We start from the raw sequence: 17,733 nt of genomic DNA, 5'->3' as shown, positions 1-17,733 counted from the left end.
ACCGGCGAGGATCGGCATGCCTCGATGATGCCCCGGCGGTGGTTGGATGACCGTCGTGGTCGACGAGAACCTCGTACGGAAGCTGATCGCGGCACAGTTCCCCCGATGGGCCGGGCAGGCGATCGAACGATGGCCCTCCGGTGGCACGGTCAACGCCATGTTCCGGCTGGGCGACGACCTGGTCGTGCGGTTGCCCCTGACCAAGAGCGGCGCCAAGGACGTCGCGTTGGAACAGAAGTGGCTGCCCCGGCTCGCCCCGAAGCTGCCCACGCCGATCCCGGAGGTACTCGGGGCAGGAGTACCCGCCGACGGATACCCGTGGCCGTGGTCGGTGTACCGCTGGCTGCCCGGCGAGAACCCGCGGCCGGAAGCACTCGGCTCGCCCGTGCCGCTGGCCGAAGACCTGGCGGAGTTCGTGCTCGCGATGCGCCGTGTCCCGCCGGTACCCGCGCCTTCTCTCGCGCACCGTGGCGGACCGCTCGCGACGTTGGACGCGGAGACCAGGTCGGCGATCGAAAGCCTCCGCACGATTCCGGAAGAGAACGTCGACTGCGACGCCGTCCTCGCGCTCTGGGAGGAGGCTTTGCGGATCCCCGTGTGGGAGGAGCCGGCGGTGTGGCTGCATGCCGACCTGATGCCGGGCAATCTGCTGGTGAATGATGGCCGCCTTTCCGCGGTGATCGACTTCGGTTGCCTGGGTGTGGGCGATCCGGCCTGCGACCTGTTCCCGGCGTGGAACCTGTTGCCCGCCGACGCGAGAGGCGTGTTCCGGAATGCAGTGGGCGTGGACGACGCGACCTGGAGCCGCGGCCGCGGCCGGACACTTTCGCAGGCGCTGATCGCGCTGCCGTACTACCGCACGATCAACGAGACCATGGCGGGCAACGCGCGGCACGTGATCCGGGCTGTGCTGGAGGAAGTGGGGTGGGCATGACTCCCCGACTGGCCGAGGTCACGGCCGCCGACTTCGACGCCGCGATCGATCTGAAGGTCCACCCGGCCCAAGAGCATCTGGTCGCGCCGGTCGTGAAGTCCCTTGCCGAGGCATTCGTGTATCCCGGTATCGCTTGGCCCCGCCTCATTTTCGACGGCGACCGGCTGGTGGGTTTCCTCATGGCCTTCCTGGACATCGACTTCGCGGGCGACGGCACGGGCACCGACATCCGCTCCGGTCTGTGGCGCCTCAACATCGCGGCGGGCGAGCAGGGCCGGGGCTACGGCCGTTTCGCGGTCGAGGCCGTGGCCGCCGAGATCCGCCGCCGGGGCGGAAACCGCCTCACCGCCACCTGGCACTCCGGCGAGGACGGTCCCGAGCGCTTCTACCTCAGGCTCGGCTTCCGGTTGACGGGAGAGATGAGCGGAGACCAGGTGGTCGGAGAGCTGGCGTTGGATTAGGAGTGCCTGATCGGTGGGCAGGGACGAACCCCGGCCGTGAGTTCTCAAGGTGGCCGGCTGTTCGGTCTCGGAAGCTTCGCGGAGTCGGCCTATGTCCTGAGGTGCATGGTGTTCCTCCTTGGTGTTCCGGTCGGGTCGAGGTAAGCCGGTGGGGTGAATTCGGGTAGGCCGTCTTGGGCGATCTGGACTTTCCATTCGCTGCGGTGGATGAGTCGGTGGTGCTTGGTGCACAGGAGTACGAGGTTGTCGATTTTGGTTTCGCCGTGGTGTCGCCAGAAAACAATGTGATGAGCCGTGCACCGGGGGACGGGCATGTCGCAGCCGGGGAACGCGCAGCCTCCGTCCCGGAGGGTGAGCGCGTATTTCTGCGCCAGCGACACGGTGCGTTTGGAGCGGCCGATGTCCAGTGGTTCGCCCGCCGTCCCGAGGACACCGGGTCGGACACGGGCATCGCAGGCAAGGATCCGGGCGTCGGTCGCACTGATCGGGCCGACCAGATCCAGGTGGGCTTCACCGATGTCCCGGATCAGGTCGTCGTAGGACATGGTGATGAGGATGTGGGTGGCTTCGCCTGCTTGGCCGGGGAGGTTCCGGCTGGTGGTCTTCAGGCGGACGTAGTCGGTGAAGGCATCCCCGTAACGTTCGTCCTGAGTGCGAGAGTCCCGGACTCCGTCGATGGCCTTGTGCGGCTTGGCCATCGGATCCAGATCGGACTTCAACCGCGCGTAGGTTTCCAGGTCGAGCCTGGCTTTCAAACCGAGTGACCCGTCGCGGTGCTTGACGAACCGCAGCTCCGGCCGGGTCTCCTTCGGGTCCTCGTTGCGGGGCTCCTTACCGTCCGGGTCGAGTTCGTCGAGGAGGCGGCGTCCGGCGCGGGCGATTTGGCGTGGTCCCGCATGTCTGGCCAGTTCGACGAGGATCTTCTCCCCAGCTCGCACGTCCGCTTCGGGCACGCTCGACGGGATCCGGGTGAGAGTCTTGATGATGGCGTCGATCTGGCCGCCGCCGATCGTGCCCTCCGCGGCAGCCTCGGCAGTGAGCGGCGCCAGGGGCGGTTCGGGGTCGCCACCGATCGACGGACCGGCATGTAGAGCCAGGACGCGGTCGGCGCGGTCGGCGGCTTCCTTGTCAGAAACCAGGAAGTCTTCGAGGATCAGCCCGGCCAGCGTCGAATGACCGCTACAGCCACGGATCCCCCGGGAATTGATCTCAGCGAGGATCGCGTTCTGTTCGGCATCCAGTTGGCGCTTAAGAACTTCGAGTTCTTGTTTACGCGCATGCAGCGTCGCCGTGTCGACGCGCCACCACTCGGTGGGCGTCGTCTCGGATCTGCTGTCGTTGGACACAAGATCAACGCTACGCCGATTCGAACACCTGTGCTATAGCGTATTCAGACTATATCGAAAGGTGTAGGGCGCCTAAAGGCAATGCGGAGGGCGTGAGTGGCCGCATTTAGTCGACTAAATGCGGCGGGGGAGAGCAAGGTGGGTGCGCGTCGCCTGGGGCCCGTGCTAACGTCGTCGCTGAGCCCCGTATGGGCCTACTCATGGAGGTAGCGGCTACTCGGCCACCAGAGACCGGCACACACCGTCTCTCCTTTCACTCATCCCGCGTCGTGGGATGACGCCTCCATGTGGTGCGCCCGAAAACGGGCGTATGTGTGCTCCTCCGGTGACTGTTCCGCGCCCTCCTGTCGACACGGCGATGGGAAAGGAACGCAGTGACCTTCAACGACCAGGTGATCGAAGAATTCAGGCAGGGCAAGAGCGGCATGCTCGAGGGCTGGAAGCTGATCCTGCTCACCACCACCGGCGCCAAGACCGGTCAGCGGCGGACGAATCCGTTGGGGTATCTCGAAATCGACGGCAAGACCGTCGTTGTCGCCTCGAACATGGGCGCCCCCGCGCATCCGGGCTGGTACCACAACATCCGGCGTGACCATCGGGTCACGATCGAGACGGAAACCGAGACTTACGAGGCCATCGCGTCCATCCCGCCCGCCGCGGAGCGTGACGCGCTGTTCGCGAAGATTGTCGCCGAGGAGCCGGGATTCGCCGAGTATCAGGCGAAAACGACGCGCAAGCTGCCGGTCGTGATCCTGCACCGGATCGACGACCGGGTGCGAGGGATGGGCGACTTCCTGGTGGAAGTCCATGAGTGGTTGCGGGAGGAGCTCAGGACGTTGCGCGCCGGAGTGGAAGACATCGTGGCCGGCCGTGCCGACGCGCTCGTCATGGAGAAATCCTTGAAGGCGCACTGTGTTTCGTTCTGCGAGGCGCTGACCAAACATCACACCGGCGAGGACATGGGCGCGTTTCCTCTGCTGGCACAACGGTTTCCCGCGCTCGCGCCGACGTTGACGAAGCTGGGGGAAGACCATGTCGTCGTCGCGGCGACGCAGAAGCGGATCCGCGACCTCGTGGAGGGCTACGTGCACGGCGAGAGTGATCCGGCACGCTTGCGTGACGAGTTCGACGCCCTCGCGGGGAAGCTCGAAGCGCATTTCGCCTACGAAGAGCGGAGCGTCGTGGCCGCGCTCAATGTGACAGTGACCGGCTGATCAGGGTGGACGCCCTGGGGTTTCGGCCCCGGGGCGTGTACCGTGAGAGGTGGCGACGCCCTCGGCGTGACGCCGCGAGGCGGGCGGAAATCGTCCCCGGCCTCGCCGAAGACCGCGAAACAGCGGTCCCCCTCGAAAGGTTTCACCGTCAAAACTCACAGCACGGACAGTGCGCTGTTCAGTCACCCGCTCGCAGCTCAGGACGAGCCCCACGAGCCGACCACTCCCCAGGGCGAGCGATACATGGATCTTTTTCGCGAACCTTCTTATCCCGCACCGGAACCATCGGCCGACGTCGTTCGTTGAACTGACCAGTCCAACGTTTTGGGTGTCGTGTTGTCCCAGCACGCTCGCGCAGAATTCGTCGCGGGCATGCCTTTCGTGCGCCGCGTCGTGCCTCAGGCTCCAGCAGCCGGCACATGCCACGGCCATCGACAAGAAACGGCGACATGACCTCAGTTCTCAGACCCCCGGGCAGCGAAGAGCGGCAGTCGCCGCAACCCCTCCTGTCGGGAGAGCAGTCCCGCACCGAAAACCTTCTCGTCAAGCTGTTCGCGGTGGTGCCCCTGGTGGCACTGGCGGCCTCCGTCCCCTTCGCGTGGGGCTGGGGCCTCGGCTGGCTGGACCTCGGCCTCGCCGCCGGGTTCTACTTCCTCACCGGCCTCGGCGTGACCATCGGATTCCACCGTTACTTCACCCACGGTGCGTTCAAGGCCAACCGCGGCCTGCGGATCGCCCTCGCGGTCGCGGGCAGCATGGCCATGCAGGGTCCGGTCATCGGCTGGGTGGCCGACCACCGGCGGCATCACGCCTTCGCCGATCGCGAGGGTGACCCGCATTCCCCATGGCGGTTCGGCACCACCCCGGCCGCGCTGGCCCGCGGCTTCTGGCACGCCCATATGGGCTGGCTGTTCGACCGCGAGAAGACCAACGCGCGGCGGTTCGCCCCGGATCTGCTCACCGATCGCGACATCGCCCGCATCGACCGGCTGTTCCCGCTGCTCACCGTGGTGACGTTGCTCGCGCCGGCCGTCCTCGGCGGCGTGATCACCTTGTCCTGGTGGGGCGCGGTCACCGCGTTCTTCTGGGCGAGCCTCGTCCGGGTGGCGCTGCTGCACCACGTCACCTGGTCGGTGAACTCGCTGTGCCATCTGATCGGCGACCGCCCGTTCGCCGCCCGCGACAAGTCCGCGAACTTCTGGCCGCTCGCCATCGCCTCGATGGGCGAGTCCTGGCACAACTCGCACCACGCCGACCCGACCGGCGCCCGGCACGGCGTCCGCCGCGGCCAGCTCGACATCTCCGCACGGCTGATCTGGCTGTTCGAGAAAGCGGGCTGGGCGACGGACGTCCGCTGGCCGAAGGCCGACCGCCTCGGTCGCAAACTCAATCCCGGCCACTCGTTGTCGCTGCGCCGTCGTACGCAGCGGGCCTGAGCCGTCAGCGGATCGCGCCCGCGATGGCGTCGATCAGCTCCGGCCCGTCGGAGAACACCGGGTCGTTGTGATCCGCGCCGGGGACTTCGATCGTCCTGGCACCGGCGGCCCGTGCCACCTCACGGCTCTGCTCGGCGGGGACGATCGAGTCCTCGGCGCCGAACACGACGGTCACCGGCGCCTTCACCCGGGCGACGGCGTCCTTCGTCGGGAACTCGTCCCGCAGCAGCCAGCGGACCGGCAGGAACGGGTAGTGCCGTTGTCCGACCGACGCGAGGTCGACGAACGGCGAACGCAACACGAGCGCGGACGGCGGACGTTCGGTGGCCAATTCGGTGACGACCGCCGAGCCGAGGCTCTCGCCGAAATAGATCATGGGCGTTCCGGCCTCGCGCGTCAGGAAATCCTGTGCGGCGCGGACGTCGAGCGCGAGCCCGTTCTCGGACGGCTCGCCGGGATTGCCCCCGTATCCGCGATAGTCCAGGAACAGCACCGAGAGCCCGCGCGCGGTCAGCGCGCGGGCCAGCGGCGCGCGGAACGACCGGTTCCCGGCGTTGCCCGGCGCGACCAGCACGGCCGCTTTCGCGCCCGCGACCGGGAAGTACCAGCTCGCCAGGCCGAGCCCGTCCGAGGTGGTGAGCGTGACGTCCCTGCCGCCGGGCAGGACCGTGGCCGCACCGGGAACCGGACCTGCCTCGGGCAGGTAGATCAGCTTGCGCTGGAAGGCGAACGCGCCACCGAAGACCACACCGACGAGGGTGACGGCCACCGCCAGCGCGATCAACACCTTCTTGCGCACGCTCAAGGCTTCGCCGGGGGAAGGCCGAACCGTGCGAACAGGTCCGCGTCGAGGAACGAGGTGATGTCGCGGATCCGATCGTCACGAAGGGACAGCACGGTGATCGACCAGGGGGTGTGGACGGCGTCCGTCGACTCACCGAGGTAGCAGGCGACGGCGGGCTGCCCGTTGGCGGTGACGATCTCGGTGTGCCAGCTCGGGCACCGGCCGAGCGGGACCTCGGCGGCGAAGCCGGTGACCGCCTCGATGCCGCTGTACCACTGTGCGAGCGGCGGCATGGACCAGGTGACGTCCTCCGTCAGCAGCGCCACGAGCGCGTCGGCGTCACCACGCTCCAGCGCGGAGGCGAAGCCCGCGGCGATCTCGCGCGTTCGGGTGTCGTCCAGTTTCCGCTGCTCGCCGGGCGGCGGGACCTTCTCCGCCACGATCGCCCGCGCGCGTTGCAACGCGCTGTTCACCGCCGCCACCGAAGTGTCCATTATGGACGCGATTTCGGCGGCCGGGAAACCGAGGACGTCGAAGAGCACCAGTGCGGCCCGCTGGTTGCCCGGCAGGTGCTGCAACGCGGCGACGAACGCCAGCTCGATGGCCTCGCGCCGTTCGTACCGGGTCTCCGGGCCGTCGGGGTACGGGCCGAGCCACGCCACCTCGGTCAGCGGGGCGTGTTCGAGCACGACCTGCTCGCTCGACGGGCCGAGGTCCATCGGCAGCGCGCGTTTCCCGCGCGCCGCCGCGATGTCGAGGCAGGTGCGGGTGGCGATCGTGTAGAGCCAGGTGCGCATCGAGCTCCGGCCCTCGAACCGCTCCATGCCCCGCCAGGCCCGCAGAAGCGCGTCCTGCAGGGCGTCGTCGGCGTCGTGGGCCGAGCCCAGCAGGCGATAGCAGTGGGCGTGCAGCTCACGGCGTAGCGGCTCGACGAGCCGATCGAACTCCGCGTCGTCGGTGCGCACGACGGCTACTTGGCGCGAAGCGCGGTGACGGCGGGGGTGAACATCGTCGTCTTGATCGCGGACAGCGTGCCGCGGTCCTTCCCGGCCAGCGGGCGCACGAGATCGGCCGCGTACTCCAGCAGCGCGGGCTTCTCGGCGACGGCGTCCACGAGCCCGAGATCGCGCGCGTCGGTGCCGCCGAACCGTCGTCCGGTGGTCATCGACGCGATCGCGGCGGCGGGGGTGAGCTTGCCCTGGATCAGCGCCGCCATCCCCGGTGTGAACGGGATGTTGATGTCCGCTTCGGGGAAGCAGAAGAACCCGCGATCCGCCCGCATCACCCGGAAGTCGTGCGCCATCGCCAGCATCGCCCCGGCGCCGAAGGCATGGCCGTTGATCGCGGCGACCGTGTGCACGCCGAGGGTGAGCACGCGGGCCAGCAGCTCGTGCACGTCGGCGACGTACTGCGCGGCCTTGGCGGGGTTGCTGGTGAGCCAGTCGAGGTCGAGGCCGTTGGAGTAGAACTTCCCGGATCCGACGGTGACCAGCACCGCCGGATCCGGATAGGCGACGACGGTGTCCAGCTGGGAATGCACGGTTTCCAGCCAGGACGGCGAGAACCGGTTCTCGTCGTCCCCGAGGTCCAGCAGGAACACCGGGGCGTCGTGGCGCAGAGTGGGCATGTCAGTCCTTCCGTGGGGGTGGGAGCAGGAGTATGGCGTGGACCGCGGCGGACAGCCGGGCCCGGGAGTCTTCGGAGATCGGCTCGCCCGCGGTGAACGCGCGGCGGAACAGGGCTGTCGGCAGGTCGACGACGCAGGTCGTCAGCACTTCGACCGCCTGCGCGTCCCGCCTGCCCCAGAGCCGTTCGGCGAGCGTGACGAGAAGCCCGACCAGGCGTTTGTCGAGTGCGAGGAGCTCGCCGGCGAGATCTTCGGGGACCTGCGGGCCGAGCAGATGCTCCTTCTTGACGGTGATGAGCAGGCGGGCCGCTTCCGGACGGCGGTGGGCGAATTCCGCCGGTGCGTCCGCCGCGGCAGCGATCGCGGCGGACGGGCCTTCCGCCTGATCGGCCAGCTCGGTCTGGAGGTCGAGAAAGGCGCTCGCCGCACGGAGCCAGACGCGGGCCAGCAGCGCGCCGAGCGAGCCGAAAGCGTGGTAGATCGTCCCGTTGGACACGCCCGCGGCGGCCGCGAGGGATCGCACGGTGACGCCCCGGGCGCCGACTTCGACGACGAGGCGCTCGGCCGCGTCGAGCAGCCGGTCCAGGTCGTGCACGCGGGGGCGGGGCATGCGGCGAGGATAACAGAGCACTTGCTCTAAAACGACGACACCCTGTGACGTGCTTCACCCGACGGGCTGTCACATCGGGCCGGTGGCCGGGGTCAACCCCGCGAACCACCGAGAAGCCAAGGAGAAACCGAAATGACCACCGCTTATGTCATCGTCACCGTCGTCGGAGCGTTCATGGCCGCGTTCTCGGCCGCTTCGATCTTCTTCCGCGCCAAGTGGGTCGTGCAGCCGCTGGCCGACTACGGCGTTCCGCGCGGCTGGTGGACCCCGCTCGGGGTCGCCAAAGCCGCGGGCGCCCTCGGCCTGATCGCCGGTCTGTGGGTGCCCGCGCTCGGCGTCGCGGCCGGGATCGGCCTGGTGCTCTACTTCACCGGTGCCGTGATCACCGTGCTTCGCGCGCACTGGCCGTCGCACGTCGCGTTCCCGCTGATGTACATGGCGCCTGTCGCCGCTTCGCTCGTGCTGGGCTTCGCGGCCTGATGTCAGGAGTCCGGGGACCACACCGCGAGTTCGGCGCCGCCGGGCTCGCGGAAGTGGAACCGGCGCCCGCCGGGGAACGAGAACGGCTCGACCGTGACGATTCCGCCCGCGGCCTCGACGGAAGCCCTCGCCCGGGCGAGGTCGTCGGTGCGGATCGTCACCAGCGGCGCGGCCGTCTGCTGCGCGGTGTCCTGCTGGAAGCCGAACGAGACCACGCCGCCGCTCTGGACGTCGGTGTACGCCGGGCCGTACGCCGTCGCCGTCCACCCGAAGGCCTTTTCGAAGAACCCGCTCGAGCCCGCCGCCGAACTCGACGGGAACTCGACGAAGTCGATTTCGTACATGGGCCGCAAGCTACTCCGGCCCACCGACAAAACCGCGTCAGACGCTGCGCAGCACCGAGACCACGACGCCGAGCACGCTCGCGCGGTCGCCGTCGATGACCTCGTAGGCGGGGTTGCGCGGTTCGAGGTACACGTGGCCGTCGCGGCGGCGGTACACCTTGACCGTGGCCTCCTCGTCGATCATCGCGGCGACGATCTGGCCGGAGTGCGCCTCCTGCTGCTGTTTCACCACGACGATGTCGCCGTCGCAGATGGCCGCGTCGATCATCGAGTCACCGCGCACCCGCAGGCCGAAGACGTTGCCCCGCCCGGTGAGTTCACGCGGAAGGGTCATCACGTCGTCGACGTGTTCGACGGCGGAGATCGGCGTGCCCGCGGCGATGTCACCGACGACGGGGACCGGCACGGAGTCCTCTGTGGACTCCTTCGACGCGGTGCCGTGCAGGAAGGCGCGCACGTCGATGGGGCGCGAGATGGAGCTGCTGCGGCGGAGGAAACCCTTCTCCTCCAACGCCGCCAGATGCTTCGACACCGAGGACGTCGAGCGCAGCCCGACCGCTTCGCCGATCTCGCGCGTGCTCGGCGAGTAGCCGTACTCCACCACCCATTCGCGGATGGTCAGCAGGATCTTCTGCTGCCGCTCCGGCAGGGAAGCGGCTTCCTCGAACAGCTCAAGATCGTGGTAGGCGGTCATCAGCGGAATGGTAGTTCGTGCAGGCCGCCGCGATCGCCGCGGTGTCCCAGTAGAACGGCCGCACCTCGGTGATGCGCCCGTCCGCGACGGTGATCGTCTGCAGGATCGGGAAATCCAGCTCACGGCCGGTCGCCCTGGCCCGGACGTGCACGTGGGTCAGGATCACCAGCGGATCGGTCTCGCTCAGGAAGCTCTGGTCCAGCATGTCGAAGACGTCCCACGTGTCGCTCATGGCGACGAAGAACCGCTCCATGCCCTCGTGGCCGCGCCAGATCCCGCCGTAGGGAAGGCCGTCCGCCTGGTGCAGCACCACATCGGGGGAGAAGAACGGGGCGAGCGACGCGAAGGACGCCTTGCCGGGGCCGCCCGCCGCGAAGTACTCGGCTTCCGCCGCGTACATGCCGTTGAGCACGGACAGGGCGTCTGTTGTCGTTGTCACGACGATCACTCTGTCGCGCGGGGTGGCCGATCGCTGGCGGTTATCCGTCGTCGAGATCGGCCGGATGGCGGCACGGCCGGGCCGAAAGTCCGATCCCGTGGGCGTTTCCGCGAGGTTGACTCGATCGTATGAACACGAAGATCACCGCGGCGGTGCTCGCCGCCGCGACGGCCACCATCGCCCTGTCCGGTTGCGGGCTCAAGGAAGGTCTGACCGAAAAGGCGAACGGACACGTCAAGACGGTCGGCTACGCGACCGGCGCGGAGGGCAAGCGGGACAAGGACGCCCGGCTGCCGGACTGGGTGCCGGACGGGGCGGCGTCGGTCACGGAGGTCATCCGGACGACGGGTTCGGAACGGCTCCTGAAGTTCACCGGCGGCACGCTGCCCGCGCTCTGCGTGCCGGGGGCGGCCGCGACACAGGCGGCCACGCTCGCCGCGCAGTGGTGGCCGCAGGGTCAGGAAGGCCGGACCGACAAGGTCTGCGGCGAATGGCACGTGCTGGTCCAGGGCACCGACGTGTACGCGTTCAAGCCGGAGACGCTGGTGAGTACGAGGTCTTGAGTCATTCCCCGGGTGTGAGCGCGTCGGCGCAGGCGGCGAGGTCGTGCACGAGCCGTTCCCGGCCCGCTTCCGAAAACGGGGCGAGCATGCGGTCCTGGACCTCGCGCACGAGGCCACTCGCGGCGCGGAGCTGCGCGCGTCCGGCGGGGGTGAGCGTGCTGGGCAGGGCGCGGCCCTGCGGCGCGGTCGCCGGCCGGGTGACCAGTCCGCGGTCCTGCAGACCGCGCAGGACCAGGTTCATCGACTGCCGGGTGACGAACACGGCCCTGGCCAGTTCCGCGTTGGACAGCCCAGGTCGCTGCGAGAGCACTTCGAGGCAGGAGTACTGCGGCACGGTCAGATCGAGGGGGCGCAACGCGGTGTCCATCGCCGTCCGGAGCGCCGTCGCCGCCCGCTTCAGCAGGTATCCCGCCGATTGGTCCAGTGGTCCGACCGTCATGTCAGCATCATGACATATCCGCGGCCCGGCGGAGCAGCGCGAGGGCCTGCTCGTCCGACGAGCCCGCCCGGGTCGTGCACACGATCAGCGACTGGTCCGGTGAACGGGCGATCGACAACGTCTGCTGGGTCACCCGGACCGAACCGACGACCGGATGACGCAGTTCGTAGGACTCGGCGTCGCAGGGCCGCACGCGATGGTCGCTCCACAGCGCGACGAACTCGGGGCTCTTCATCGTCAGCTCGCCGATCAGTTCCGCGAGCAGCGGGTCGTCGGGATACCTGCCGACGGCGATCCGGAGGCTGCCGACCACGGCGCGGATCTTCCGCTTCCGGTCGGCGTACAGCTCCTGGCAGTGCGGGTCCAGGAACAGCATCCGGCTCGTGTTCGGCCGTCGTGCCGGGTCTTCCGGGGCGTGGAAGTCGAGATGCCCGCCCAGCAGGGCGTGGCCGAGCGCGTTCCACGCCAGGACGTCGGAGCGGCGGCCGAGCACCAAGGCGGGAGCGTCGACGGTGCTTAGGAGGTCCCGCGTCTCGTCGTGGAGCTTCTCGGGCCGCGGACGGCGCGCCCGCGGGGTGCGGCGGGCGGCGCCGGCGAGCCGGTCGAGGTGTCCGCGTTCGTGGTCGTCGAGCCGGAGCGCGCGGGCGATGGCGTCCAGTACCTCTGCCGAGGCGCCGCGGGACATGCCCTGTTCCAGCCGCGCGTAGTAGGAGACGCTGACGCCCGCGAGCTGGGCCAGTTCCTCGCGCCGCAGCCCGGCCACCCGGCGGCGCGATCCGAAGTCGCGCAGGCCGACGTCTTCCGGCCGCAGCCGCGCCCGTCGTGCCTGCAGGAAGTCGCCGAGCGGGCCAGGTCCGTCCATGGGCCCGAGTATCCGGGGCACGGTCCGCGTCAGCCACACCCTCCCAGTGGGAGGACGAACGGGGCGTGGTCCGTGTCCGGCCGGGGCTGAAGGCTCGGGGACATGGACGAGATCACCATCGGAGACGTCACGGTCACCCGCGTCAAGGAGTTCTACGGTTCGCTCGGCATGACCCCGGCCGAATTCCTGCCGGACAGCCCCGACGGCGCGTGGGACGAACACCGCGGCTGGCTGGCGCCCGATTTCTGGAACCCCGAGACCAACGAGTGCCACGCGGCGCTCCAGTCCTGGCTGATCCGCAGCGAAGGACGCACGATCCTCGTCGACACCGGCGTCGGCAACCACAAGGACCGGCCGTACGCGGCGGTGTGGAACCGCCTCGACACCGCCTACCTCGACAACCTCGCGGCCGCCGGAGTGCGGCCCGAGGACGTCGACGTCGTGGTGAACACCCATCTGCACATCGACCACGTCGGCTGGAACACCCGGCTCGACGGCCGCACCTGGGTGCCGACCTTCCCGAACGCCACGTATCTGATGCCTCGGCCCGATTTCGACTTCTGGAATCCGGCCGAAGCGCACGATTCCGTGCTGGGACGCGGAAATCAGAACGTCTTCGAGGACAGCGTCGCGCCGGTCCACGAGGCGGGGCTGGCCCGGCTGTGGGACGGCACGTACCGGATCGACCGGAATCTGCGGCTGGATCCCGCGCCCGGTCACACGCCCGGCTCGTCCGTGCTCACCCTGGAATCGGGCGGGGAACGGGCGTTGTTCGTGGGCGATCTCGTGCACACCGCGCTGCAGATCGTGGAACCGGACACCAATTCGCCCTATTGCGAAGATCCGGCGGGATCGCGGGCCACCCGGCACAAGCTGCTCGGCCAGGCCGCCGACGGCCGCGCGCTCCTCTTCCCGGCGCATTTCGGTGCCCAGGGCGCTGTCCGGGTCGAGCGCCGCGGATCGAAGTTCGCGATCGCGCGGTGGGCCGCGTTCTCGCCGCTCTCCTGAGGAGTTTTCGTGTACGTGCAAGCAGAAACCCCGGCCGGTGCCGTCCGCGGCAGCCGTGATCCCTTCGGTGAGCTCTATCGCGCCATCCCGTACGCGGCGGCGCCGATCGGCCCCGGCCGTTTCCTCCCGCCGGCGCCGCATCCGGGCTGGTCCGGCGTCCGGGACGGGACGCGGCCAGGGCCGACGGCACCCCAGCCGGTACGCGACTTCGGCGAGCTCGACATGACGCCGTACTTCGGACCCGGCTGGGTGCGTGGCGAGGAGTACCTCACCGTCGACGTCCGGACACCGGCGGCGGACGACGGACGGCGTCCGGTCATGGTCTTCGTGCACGGCGGCGGTTTCGTCACCGGTTCCACTCGCGCCGCGCTCTACGACGGGAGGGCGTTCGCGCGCGACGGCGTCGTCCTGGTGACGGTGAACTACCGCCTCGGCGTCCCCGGTTTCCTGGATCTGGAAGGCGCTCCGCCCAACCGCGGCCTGCTCGACGTGCTCGCCGCGCTTCGCTGGGTGCGAGACACGGTCGCGGTGTTCGGCGGCGATCCGGGCGACGTCACCGTGTTCGGGCAGTCCGCGGGGGCGACGCTCACCGGCGCGCTGCTCGCGACACCGGAGGCCAAGGGCCTGTTCCGCCGGGCGATCGTCCAGAGCGGCAGCGGAACCGGCGCCTTCACCCCGGAACAAGCGGCCAGGGTCACCGCGGCCGCCGCAGCGGCGCTGGGAGCCGAGCCCACCGCGCGGGCGTTCGGAGCGATCCCAGACGCGCGGTTCCTGCAGATCCTGCCCGCGCTGGCCGGGCTCGATCTGCGGACCGAAACCGCCGTGGATCCCCTGGCCGGGCTGAGCCCGTTCAGCCTCGTCCTGCCGGTCCAGCCCGCGGACGGTCCTCTCGACGGGGATGTCGCGCTGCTCATCGGGACCAACACCGAGGAAGGAAACCTTTACGGCGAACCGGATCTCGGACGGAGGTTGTTCCGCGACGGCACCGAGCGGCTGGCGCGGGCGCACGCGGCGCTCTCGTCGGGGCACACCCACCGGTACTCGTTCGGCTATCGCTCGACGGCGTCGAACGGACGGCTCGGCGCCGCCCACACCGTCGAGTTGCCGTTCGTCTTCGACGTCGCCGACGAGCCGTGGCTGCACGGGGACACCGGCCTGCTCGGCCCCGATCCCGTCCCGGACGGGCTCGCGGCCCGGGTGCACGGAGCGTGGGTCGCGTTCGCGAGGACGGGTGATCCCGGCTGGGGAAAGGACATCGTCGAGTTCTTCGGCTGACAGCGCCTGTCAGACCGGTGCCAGTGTCGTGTGCGGCGTCTGACAGCGGCCCGAGACACGCTCTGGAATGTCATTCCAGAAGCGATCGAGGGGTCACCATGAACACACCTGTCACGATCATCGGCGCCGGTCTCGGCGGGCTCACCCTGGCCAGGGTCCTGCACGTCCACGGCATCCCTTCCGAGGTCTACGAAGCCGAAGCGTCCCCGACGTCACGCCTGCAGGGCGGGATGCTCGACATCCACGACTACAACGGCCAGCTCGCGCTCGAAGCCGCCGGGCTGATGGACGAGTTCCGCGGCATCGTCCTGGAGGGCCGTCAGGCGTTGCGGGTGCTCGACCGGGACGGGACCGTCCTGTTCGAGCGGGGGGACGACGGCACGGGCGGCCGCCCCGAGGCGCAACGCGGGGATCTGCGGCGAATGCTGCTCGACTCGCTCCCCGAAGGCACTGTCCATTGGGGACGCAAGGTCGTCGGCGCCCGGACGCTCGGCGACGGCCGCCACGAGGTGACCTTCGACGACGGCTCCACCGTCGTCGCGGGTCTCCTGGTCGGTGCCGACGGGGCCTGGTCACGGGTCCGGCCGCTGCTCACCGACGCCGTTCCCGAGTACTCCGGCACGTCGATCGTCGAGACCTATCTGTACGACGCGGACACCCGGCACGCCGCCGTGGCGAAGACCGTCGGCGGCGGATCGATGTTCGGGGCCGGGACCACGGAGGGCATCGGTATCAACGCCCACCGCGAAAGCGGCGACACCCTGCACGCCTATGTGGAGCTCGGCAAGCCGTTGGAGTGGTTCGACGCCATCGACTTCTCCGACGCCGATGCGGCCAAGGCGGGGATCGCGGCGGAGTTCGGCGACTGGTCGCCGGAGCTGACCGCGCTCATCACCGAAAGCGACATCGTGCCGATCCACCGTCCCGCCTTCACGCTGCCGTTCGGGCTGCGCTGGGAGCGCGTGCCCGGCGTGACCTTGCTCGGCGACGCCGCGCATCTCGCGCTGGCGAACGGGGAAGGCGCCAACCTGGCGATGCTCGACGGCGCCGAACTGGGCAAGGCGCTCGCCGCGCGTCCCGACGACGTCGAGGCCGCTCTCGCCGAGTACGAACACGCCATGTTCGTGCGCTGCGAAACGCCGATCGAGGAGGACTTCCTGCTCGAAAGCATCTTCGGTGAGGACGTTCCCGAGGTGCTGCTGAACATGTTCGAGGAGCGGAAGGGCTGAGTCAGGCCTTGCCGCCGGCGAGGGCCTCCAGGCCGCGGATGATCGTTTCCGCGCTGGGGGCCCGGTCCGGGGCGACGAGGTGCTGCATCATCACGCCCGCGATGAGGGCGAACTGGACGGCGCCCGCCGCCTCGGCGTCGGTGGTGGACAGCCGCTCGCCGAGGACCTTGCGGGCCTCGTCCTGGGCGTCGGCGAGCCGTTCGCGCAGTTCCGGGAAGCGGATGGCCTGGGTGGCGCTCTCCAGGACGGCGGTCCACAGATCGCGCTGCTCGCCGAAGGAGTCGACAAGGCCCTGCCAAGTGGTGGTGAGCGAAGCGTCCTCCGGCTCGCGCAGGCGCTCGACCACTTCGGTGGACAGCTCGATCATGGCCTCGTTCATGAGGGCCTCTTTGGAACCGAAGTGGTACCCGATGGAGCCGAGGTTCGCTCCCGAGGCCGCGGTGATGTCCCGCGCGGTGGTGTGCGCGTAACCGCGTTCGATCAGGCAGCGCTTGGCCCCGTCGAGGAGGTCCTCTCGTTGTCCCATGCGGCGATCCTAGCGCGGGGCTGTGACAAGCGTCTTATACAAATGTATTATACAAATGTTCAAGACGCCTAGCAGCAAGGAAACCCGACGATGAATCGCTACGTCCTGGGCAACTTCGCCCCGGTCACCGAAGAGATCACCGCCTTCGACCTGCCCGTCACCGGGAAGATCCCGGACGACCTCGACGGCCGCTACCTGCGGATCGGCCCGAACCCGCTCGGCCTCGAAGACGCGTCGGCGCATATCTGGACCCTCGGGGAGGGCATGGTCCACGGCGTTCGCCTGCGCGACGGCCGCGCCGAGTGGTACCGCAACCGCTGGGTCCGGTCGGCCTCCGTGGCCGACCGGCTCGGGGAACCGCGGCGCGGGCAGGTCGCCGACGAGCGCCTGGACTTCGCGCCGAACGTGCAGGTCGCGGGCCACGGCGGCCGCCTCTACGCGCTCATCGAAGGAGGTCTGGCGCCGTACGAGCTGACCGACGAACTCGACACCGTCGGGCCCGCCTCCCTCGGTGCGACGGAACAGGGTTTCTCCGCCAACGCGCACAGCAAGTACGACCACGCGACCGGCGAACTGCACTCGCTGGCCTTCCGGTACGGCGCGGATTTCGTGCAGCACATCGTGATCGGCCCCGACGGGCGCAACCGGAGCGTCACCGACATCAAGGCGCCCACGTTGCCGTACATGCACGACTTCGCGCTCACCGAGCACTACGTGGTGTTCTACGAGTCCCCGATGGTCTTCATGCCCGAGCGCCTGGCGACGGGCGTGCCGTTCGGCTGGAACCGGGAACTGCCGTCACGGCTGGGATTGCTGCCGAGGGCGGGCGGGACGGTGCGGTGGTTCGAGACCGCGCCCGTCATGGTCGGTCACACCTTGAACGCCTTCGAGGACGACGGAACCGTGGTGGTGGACGTGGTCGTGCATCCCCGGCCGATCGACTTCGCCGACGTCGGCGCCTCGAAGCCCGTGCTCGAACGCTGGACGGTGGATCTCGCGGCCGACCGGGCCACCCGCTCGCTGCTGCACGACCGTCCGCAGGACTTCCCGCGCCTCAACGGCCGGTTCGGCGGAAAGCCTTACCGCTACGGCTATTCGGCGGCTGCCGAGCTGTACGCCACCCCCAGCGCCACGGAACCGGACCGCCCCGACGAGGGTTTCAGCAGCGCCTTGCTCAAGCACGACCTCCTGACCGGCGTCACCGAAGCCCACGAGTTCGGCCGCGACGCGAGCGCGGGGGAGACCGTGTTCGTCCCGTCGGCCCGCGCGGCCGCGGAGGACGACGGCTACAACCTGGTCTACGTCCACGACCGCGACCGTGGTGCGGCGGATCTGGTGATCCTGGCGTCGCAGGACTTCACCGGCGAGCCCCTGGCGAGGGTCCACCTGCCCGCCCGTGTCCCCTTGGGACTGCACGGCAGCTGGATCCCCGCGGCCTGACTCCGATGGCTAATCTGAGGTG

At 69.3% G+C, this 17,733-nt stretch carries 21 protein-coding genes; 10 read left to right on the top strand and 11 right to left on the bottom strand.

Translation table 11 applies throughout. The annotated features are described in order from the left end of the window. Window positions 1-46 precede the first annotated feature (46 nt). Window positions 47-934, top strand: a complete 888-nt coding sequence (locus AMK34_RS34430) for an aminoglycoside phosphotransferase family protein (RefSeq protein ID WP_073848154.1) — start codon at window positions 47-49, stop codon at window positions 932-934. Then, a complete protein-coding gene (locus tag AMK34_RS34425) occupies window positions 931-1,395 on the top strand; it encodes a GNAT family N-acetyltransferase (protein WP_073848406.1) in 465 nt (154 codons plus the stop codon). Before AMK34_RS34430 ends, AMK34_RS34425 begins: the two co-directional genes overlap by 4 nt. A gap of 89 nt (window positions 1,396-1,484) precedes the next feature. On the opposite strand, the gene AMK34_RS34420 is transcribed toward AMK34_RS34425, so the two are convergent. After that, complete coding sequence (locus AMK34_RS34420; RefSeq protein ID WP_073848153.1) at window positions 1,485-2,741, bottom strand: HNH endonuclease signature motif containing protein; 1,257 nt, start codon at window positions 2,739-2,741, stop codon at window positions 1,485-1,487. 425 nt (window positions 2,742-3,166) lie between these two features. Here AMK34_RS34420 and AMK34_RS34415 point away from each other — a divergent pair, with 425 nt between their 5' ends. Then, a complete protein-coding gene (locus AMK34_RS34415) occupies window positions 3,167-3,955 on the top strand; it encodes a nitroreductase/quinone reductase family protein (RefSeq protein ID WP_241832942.1) in 789 nt (262 codons plus the stop codon). A gap of 449 nt (window positions 3,956-4,404) precedes the next feature. Next, window positions 4,405-5,391, top strand: coding sequence for an acyl-CoA desaturase (locus tag AMK34_RS34410; protein WP_073848151.1), 987 nt, complete (start codon window positions 4,405-4,407; stop codon window positions 5,389-5,391). Between the two features lie 4 nt (window positions 5,392-5,395). Here the strand turns inward: AMK34_RS34410 and AMK34_RS34405 are convergent, their stop codons facing one another. The 4 genes from AMK34_RS34405 to AMK34_RS34390 are packed head-to-tail and all read right to left on the bottom strand — an operon-like array spanning window position 5,396 to window position 8,412. Continuing rightward, entirely contained in the window at window positions 5,396-6,190 is a 795-nt protein-coding gene (locus AMK34_RS34405) for an alpha/beta hydrolase (RefSeq protein WP_073848150.1), read from the bottom strand. A gap of 2 nt (window positions 6,191-6,192) precedes the next feature. Beyond that, window positions 6,193-7,140, bottom strand: coding sequence for a sigma-70 family RNA polymerase sigma factor (locus AMK34_RS34400; protein WP_073848149.1), 948 nt, complete (start codon window positions 7,138-7,140; stop codon window positions 6,193-6,195). A gap of 5 nt (window positions 7,141-7,145) precedes the next feature. Then, a complete protein-coding gene (locus AMK34_RS34395) occupies window positions 7,146-7,802 on the bottom strand; it encodes an enoyl-CoA hydratase-related protein (protein WP_038509263.1) in 657 nt (218 codons plus the stop codon). 1 nt (window position 7,803) lies between these two features. Further along, window positions 7,804-8,412, bottom strand: coding sequence for a TetR/AcrR family transcriptional regulator (locus AMK34_RS34390; RefSeq protein WP_073848148.1), 609 nt, complete (start codon window positions 8,410-8,412; stop codon window positions 7,804-7,806). Between the two features lie 132 nt (window positions 8,413-8,544). On the opposite strand from AMK34_RS34390, the gene AMK34_RS34385 reads away from it, so the two are divergent. Beyond that, on the top strand, window positions 8,545-8,892 hold the full coding sequence (locus AMK34_RS34385; protein ID WP_038509265.1) for a DoxX family protein: 348 nt from the start codon (window positions 8,545-8,547) through the stop codon (window positions 8,890-8,892). A 2-nt stretch (window positions 8,893-8,894) separates the two neighbouring features. On the opposite strand, the gene AMK34_RS34380 is transcribed toward AMK34_RS34385, so the two are convergent. The 3 genes from AMK34_RS34380 to AMK34_RS34370 are packed head-to-tail and all read right to left on the bottom strand — an operon-like array spanning window position 8,895 to window position 10,369. Then, window positions 8,895-9,236: a VOC family protein gene (locus AMK34_RS34380; RefSeq protein WP_038509267.1), complete on the bottom strand. Its 342-nt coding sequence runs from the start codon at window positions 9,234-9,236 to the stop codon at window positions 8,895-8,897. 37 nt (window positions 9,237-9,273) lie between these two features. Further along, window positions 9,274-9,930: a transcriptional repressor LexA gene (lexA, locus tag AMK34_RS34375; RefSeq protein ID WP_016336599.1), complete on the bottom strand. Its 657-nt coding sequence runs from the start codon at window positions 9,928-9,930 to the stop codon at window positions 9,274-9,276. Further along, a complete protein-coding gene (locus AMK34_RS34370; protein WP_241832930.1) occupies window positions 9,908-10,369 on the bottom strand; it encodes a nuclear transport factor 2 family protein in 462 nt (153 codons plus the stop codon). The genes lexA and AMK34_RS34370 overlap by 23 nt, the downstream gene beginning before the upstream one ends. Before the next feature lie 128 nt (window positions 10,370-10,497). Between AMK34_RS34370 and AMK34_RS34365 the strand changes: the two genes are divergently transcribed. Continuing rightward, window positions 10,498-10,932: a hypothetical protein gene (locus tag AMK34_RS34365; RefSeq protein WP_073848147.1), complete on the top strand. Its 435-nt coding sequence runs from the start codon at window positions 10,498-10,500 to the stop codon at window positions 10,930-10,932. A gap of 1 nt (window position 10,933) precedes the next feature. Here the strand turns inward: AMK34_RS34365 and AMK34_RS34360 are convergent, their stop codons facing one another. Beyond that, window positions 10,934-11,371, bottom strand: coding sequence for a MarR family winged helix-turn-helix transcriptional regulator (locus AMK34_RS34360; RefSeq protein WP_038509273.1), 438 nt, complete (start codon window positions 11,369-11,371; stop codon window positions 10,934-10,936). Window positions 11,372-11,378: 7 nt separating this feature from the next. Beyond that, window positions 11,379-12,233, bottom strand: coding sequence for a helix-turn-helix domain-containing protein (locus AMK34_RS34355; protein ID WP_073848146.1), 855 nt, complete (start codon window positions 12,231-12,233; stop codon window positions 11,379-11,381). A 102-nt stretch (window positions 12,234-12,335) separates the two neighbouring features. Between AMK34_RS34355 and AMK34_RS34350 the strand changes: the two genes are divergently transcribed. The 3 genes from AMK34_RS34350 (at window position 12,336) to AMK34_RS34340 (ending at window position 15,745) form a co-directional block, all read left to right on the top strand. Continuing rightward, on the top strand, window positions 12,336-13,241 hold the full coding sequence (locus tag AMK34_RS34350) for an MBL fold metallo-hydrolase (RefSeq protein ID WP_073848145.1): 906 nt from the start codon (window positions 12,336-12,338) through the stop codon (window positions 13,239-13,241). A 9-nt stretch (window positions 13,242-13,250) separates the two neighbouring features. Further along, window positions 13,251-14,516 carry a carboxylesterase/lipase family protein gene (locus AMK34_RS34345; protein ID WP_073848144.1) on the top strand — a complete coding sequence of 422 codons (1,266 nt, stop codon included), beginning with the start codon at window positions 13,251-13,253 and terminating at the stop codon, window positions 14,514-14,516. Window positions 14,517-14,614: 98 nt separating this feature from the next. Then, window positions 14,615-15,745, top strand: a complete 1,131-nt coding sequence (locus AMK34_RS34340; protein ID WP_073848143.1) for an FAD-dependent oxidoreductase — start codon at window positions 14,615-14,617, stop codon at window positions 15,743-15,745. 1 nt (window position 15,746) lies between these two features. On the opposite strand, the gene AMK34_RS34335 is transcribed toward AMK34_RS34340, so the two are convergent. Then, window positions 15,747-16,271, bottom strand: coding sequence for a TetR/AcrR family transcriptional regulator (locus AMK34_RS34335; RefSeq protein ID WP_073848142.1), 525 nt, complete (start codon window positions 16,269-16,271; stop codon window positions 15,747-15,749). 90 nt (window positions 16,272-16,361) lie between these two features. Between AMK34_RS34335 and AMK34_RS34330 the strand changes: the two genes are divergently transcribed. Beyond that, on the top strand, window positions 16,362-17,711 hold the full coding sequence (locus tag AMK34_RS34330; RefSeq protein WP_073848141.1) for a carotenoid oxygenase family protein: 1,350 nt from the start codon (window positions 16,362-16,364) through the stop codon (window positions 17,709-17,711). Window positions 17,712-17,733: the final 22 nt, after the last annotated feature.

Origin of the sequence: Amycolatopsis sp. CB00013, assembly GCF_001905755.1 — a bacterium.
GTDB classification, from domain to species: Bacteria; Actinomycetota; Actinomycetes; order Mycobacteriales; family Pseudonocardiaceae; genus Amycolatopsis; species Amycolatopsis japonica.
The sequence above is the reverse complement of the archived record's forward strand: the minus strand, read 5'-3'. Positions and strand labels throughout refer to the sequence as shown.

What these genes read in the sequence shown, in the direction of transcription:
- AMK34_RS34430 (WP_073848154.1), top strand. Translation starts at nt 47, where the DNA reads ATGACCGTCGTGGTCGACGAGAACCTCGTACGGAAGCTGATCGCGGCA.
- AMK34_RS34425 (WP_073848406.1), top strand. Translation starts at nt 931, where the DNA reads ATGACTCCCCGACTGGCCGAGGTCACGGCCGCCGACTTCGACGCCGCG.
- AMK34_RS34415 (WP_241832942.1), top strand. Translation starts at nt 3,167, where the DNA reads ATGCTCGAGGGCTGGAAGCTGATCCTGCTCACCACCACCGGCGCCAAG.
- AMK34_RS34410 (WP_073848151.1), top strand. Translation starts at nt 4,405, where the DNA reads ATGACCTCAGTTCTCAGACCCCCGGGCAGCGAAGAGCGGCAGTCGCCG.
- AMK34_RS34395 (WP_038509263.1), bottom strand. Translation starts at nt 7,802, where the DNA reads ATGCCCACTCTGCGCCACGACGCCCCGGTGTTCCTGCTGGACCTCGGG.
- AMK34_RS34390 (WP_073848148.1), bottom strand. Translation starts at nt 8,412, where the DNA reads ATGCCCCGCCCCCGCGTGCACGACCTGGACCGGCTGCTCGACGCGGCC.
- AMK34_RS34385 (WP_038509265.1), top strand. Translation starts at nt 8,545, where the DNA reads ATGACCACCGCTTATGTCATCGTCACCGTCGTCGGAGCGTTCATGGCC.
- AMK34_RS34380 (WP_038509267.1), bottom strand. Translation starts at nt 9,236, where the DNA reads ATGTACGAAATCGACTTCGTCGAGTTCCCGTCGAGTTCGGCGGCGGGC.
- lexA (WP_016336599.1), bottom strand. Translation starts at nt 9,930, where the DNA reads ATGACCGCCTACCACGATCTTGAGCTGTTCGAGGAAGCCGCTTCCCTG.
- AMK34_RS34365 (WP_073848147.1), top strand. Translation starts at nt 10,498, where the DNA reads ATGAACACGAAGATCACCGCGGCGGTGCTCGCCGCCGCGACGGCCACC.
- AMK34_RS34360 (WP_038509273.1), bottom strand. Translation starts at nt 11,371, where the DNA reads ATGACGGTCGGACCACTGGACCAATCGGCGGGATACCTGCTGAAGCGG.
- AMK34_RS34355 (WP_073848146.1), bottom strand. Translation starts at nt 12,233, where the DNA reads ATGGACGGACCTGGCCCGCTCGGCGACTTCCTGCAGGCACGACGGGCG.
- AMK34_RS34350 (WP_073848145.1), top strand. Translation starts at nt 12,336, where the DNA reads ATGGACGAGATCACCATCGGAGACGTCACGGTCACCCGCGTCAAGGAG.
- AMK34_RS34340 (WP_073848143.1), top strand. Translation starts at nt 14,615, where the DNA reads ATGAACACACCTGTCACGATCATCGGCGCCGGTCTCGGCGGGCTCACC.
- AMK34_RS34335 (WP_073848142.1), bottom strand. Translation starts at nt 16,271, where the DNA reads ATGGGACAACGAGAGGACCTCCTCGACGGGGCCAAGCGCTGCCTGATC.
- AMK34_RS34330 (WP_073848141.1), top strand. Translation starts at nt 16,362, where the DNA reads ATGAATCGCTACGTCCTGGGCAACTTCGCCCCGGTCACCGAAGAGATC.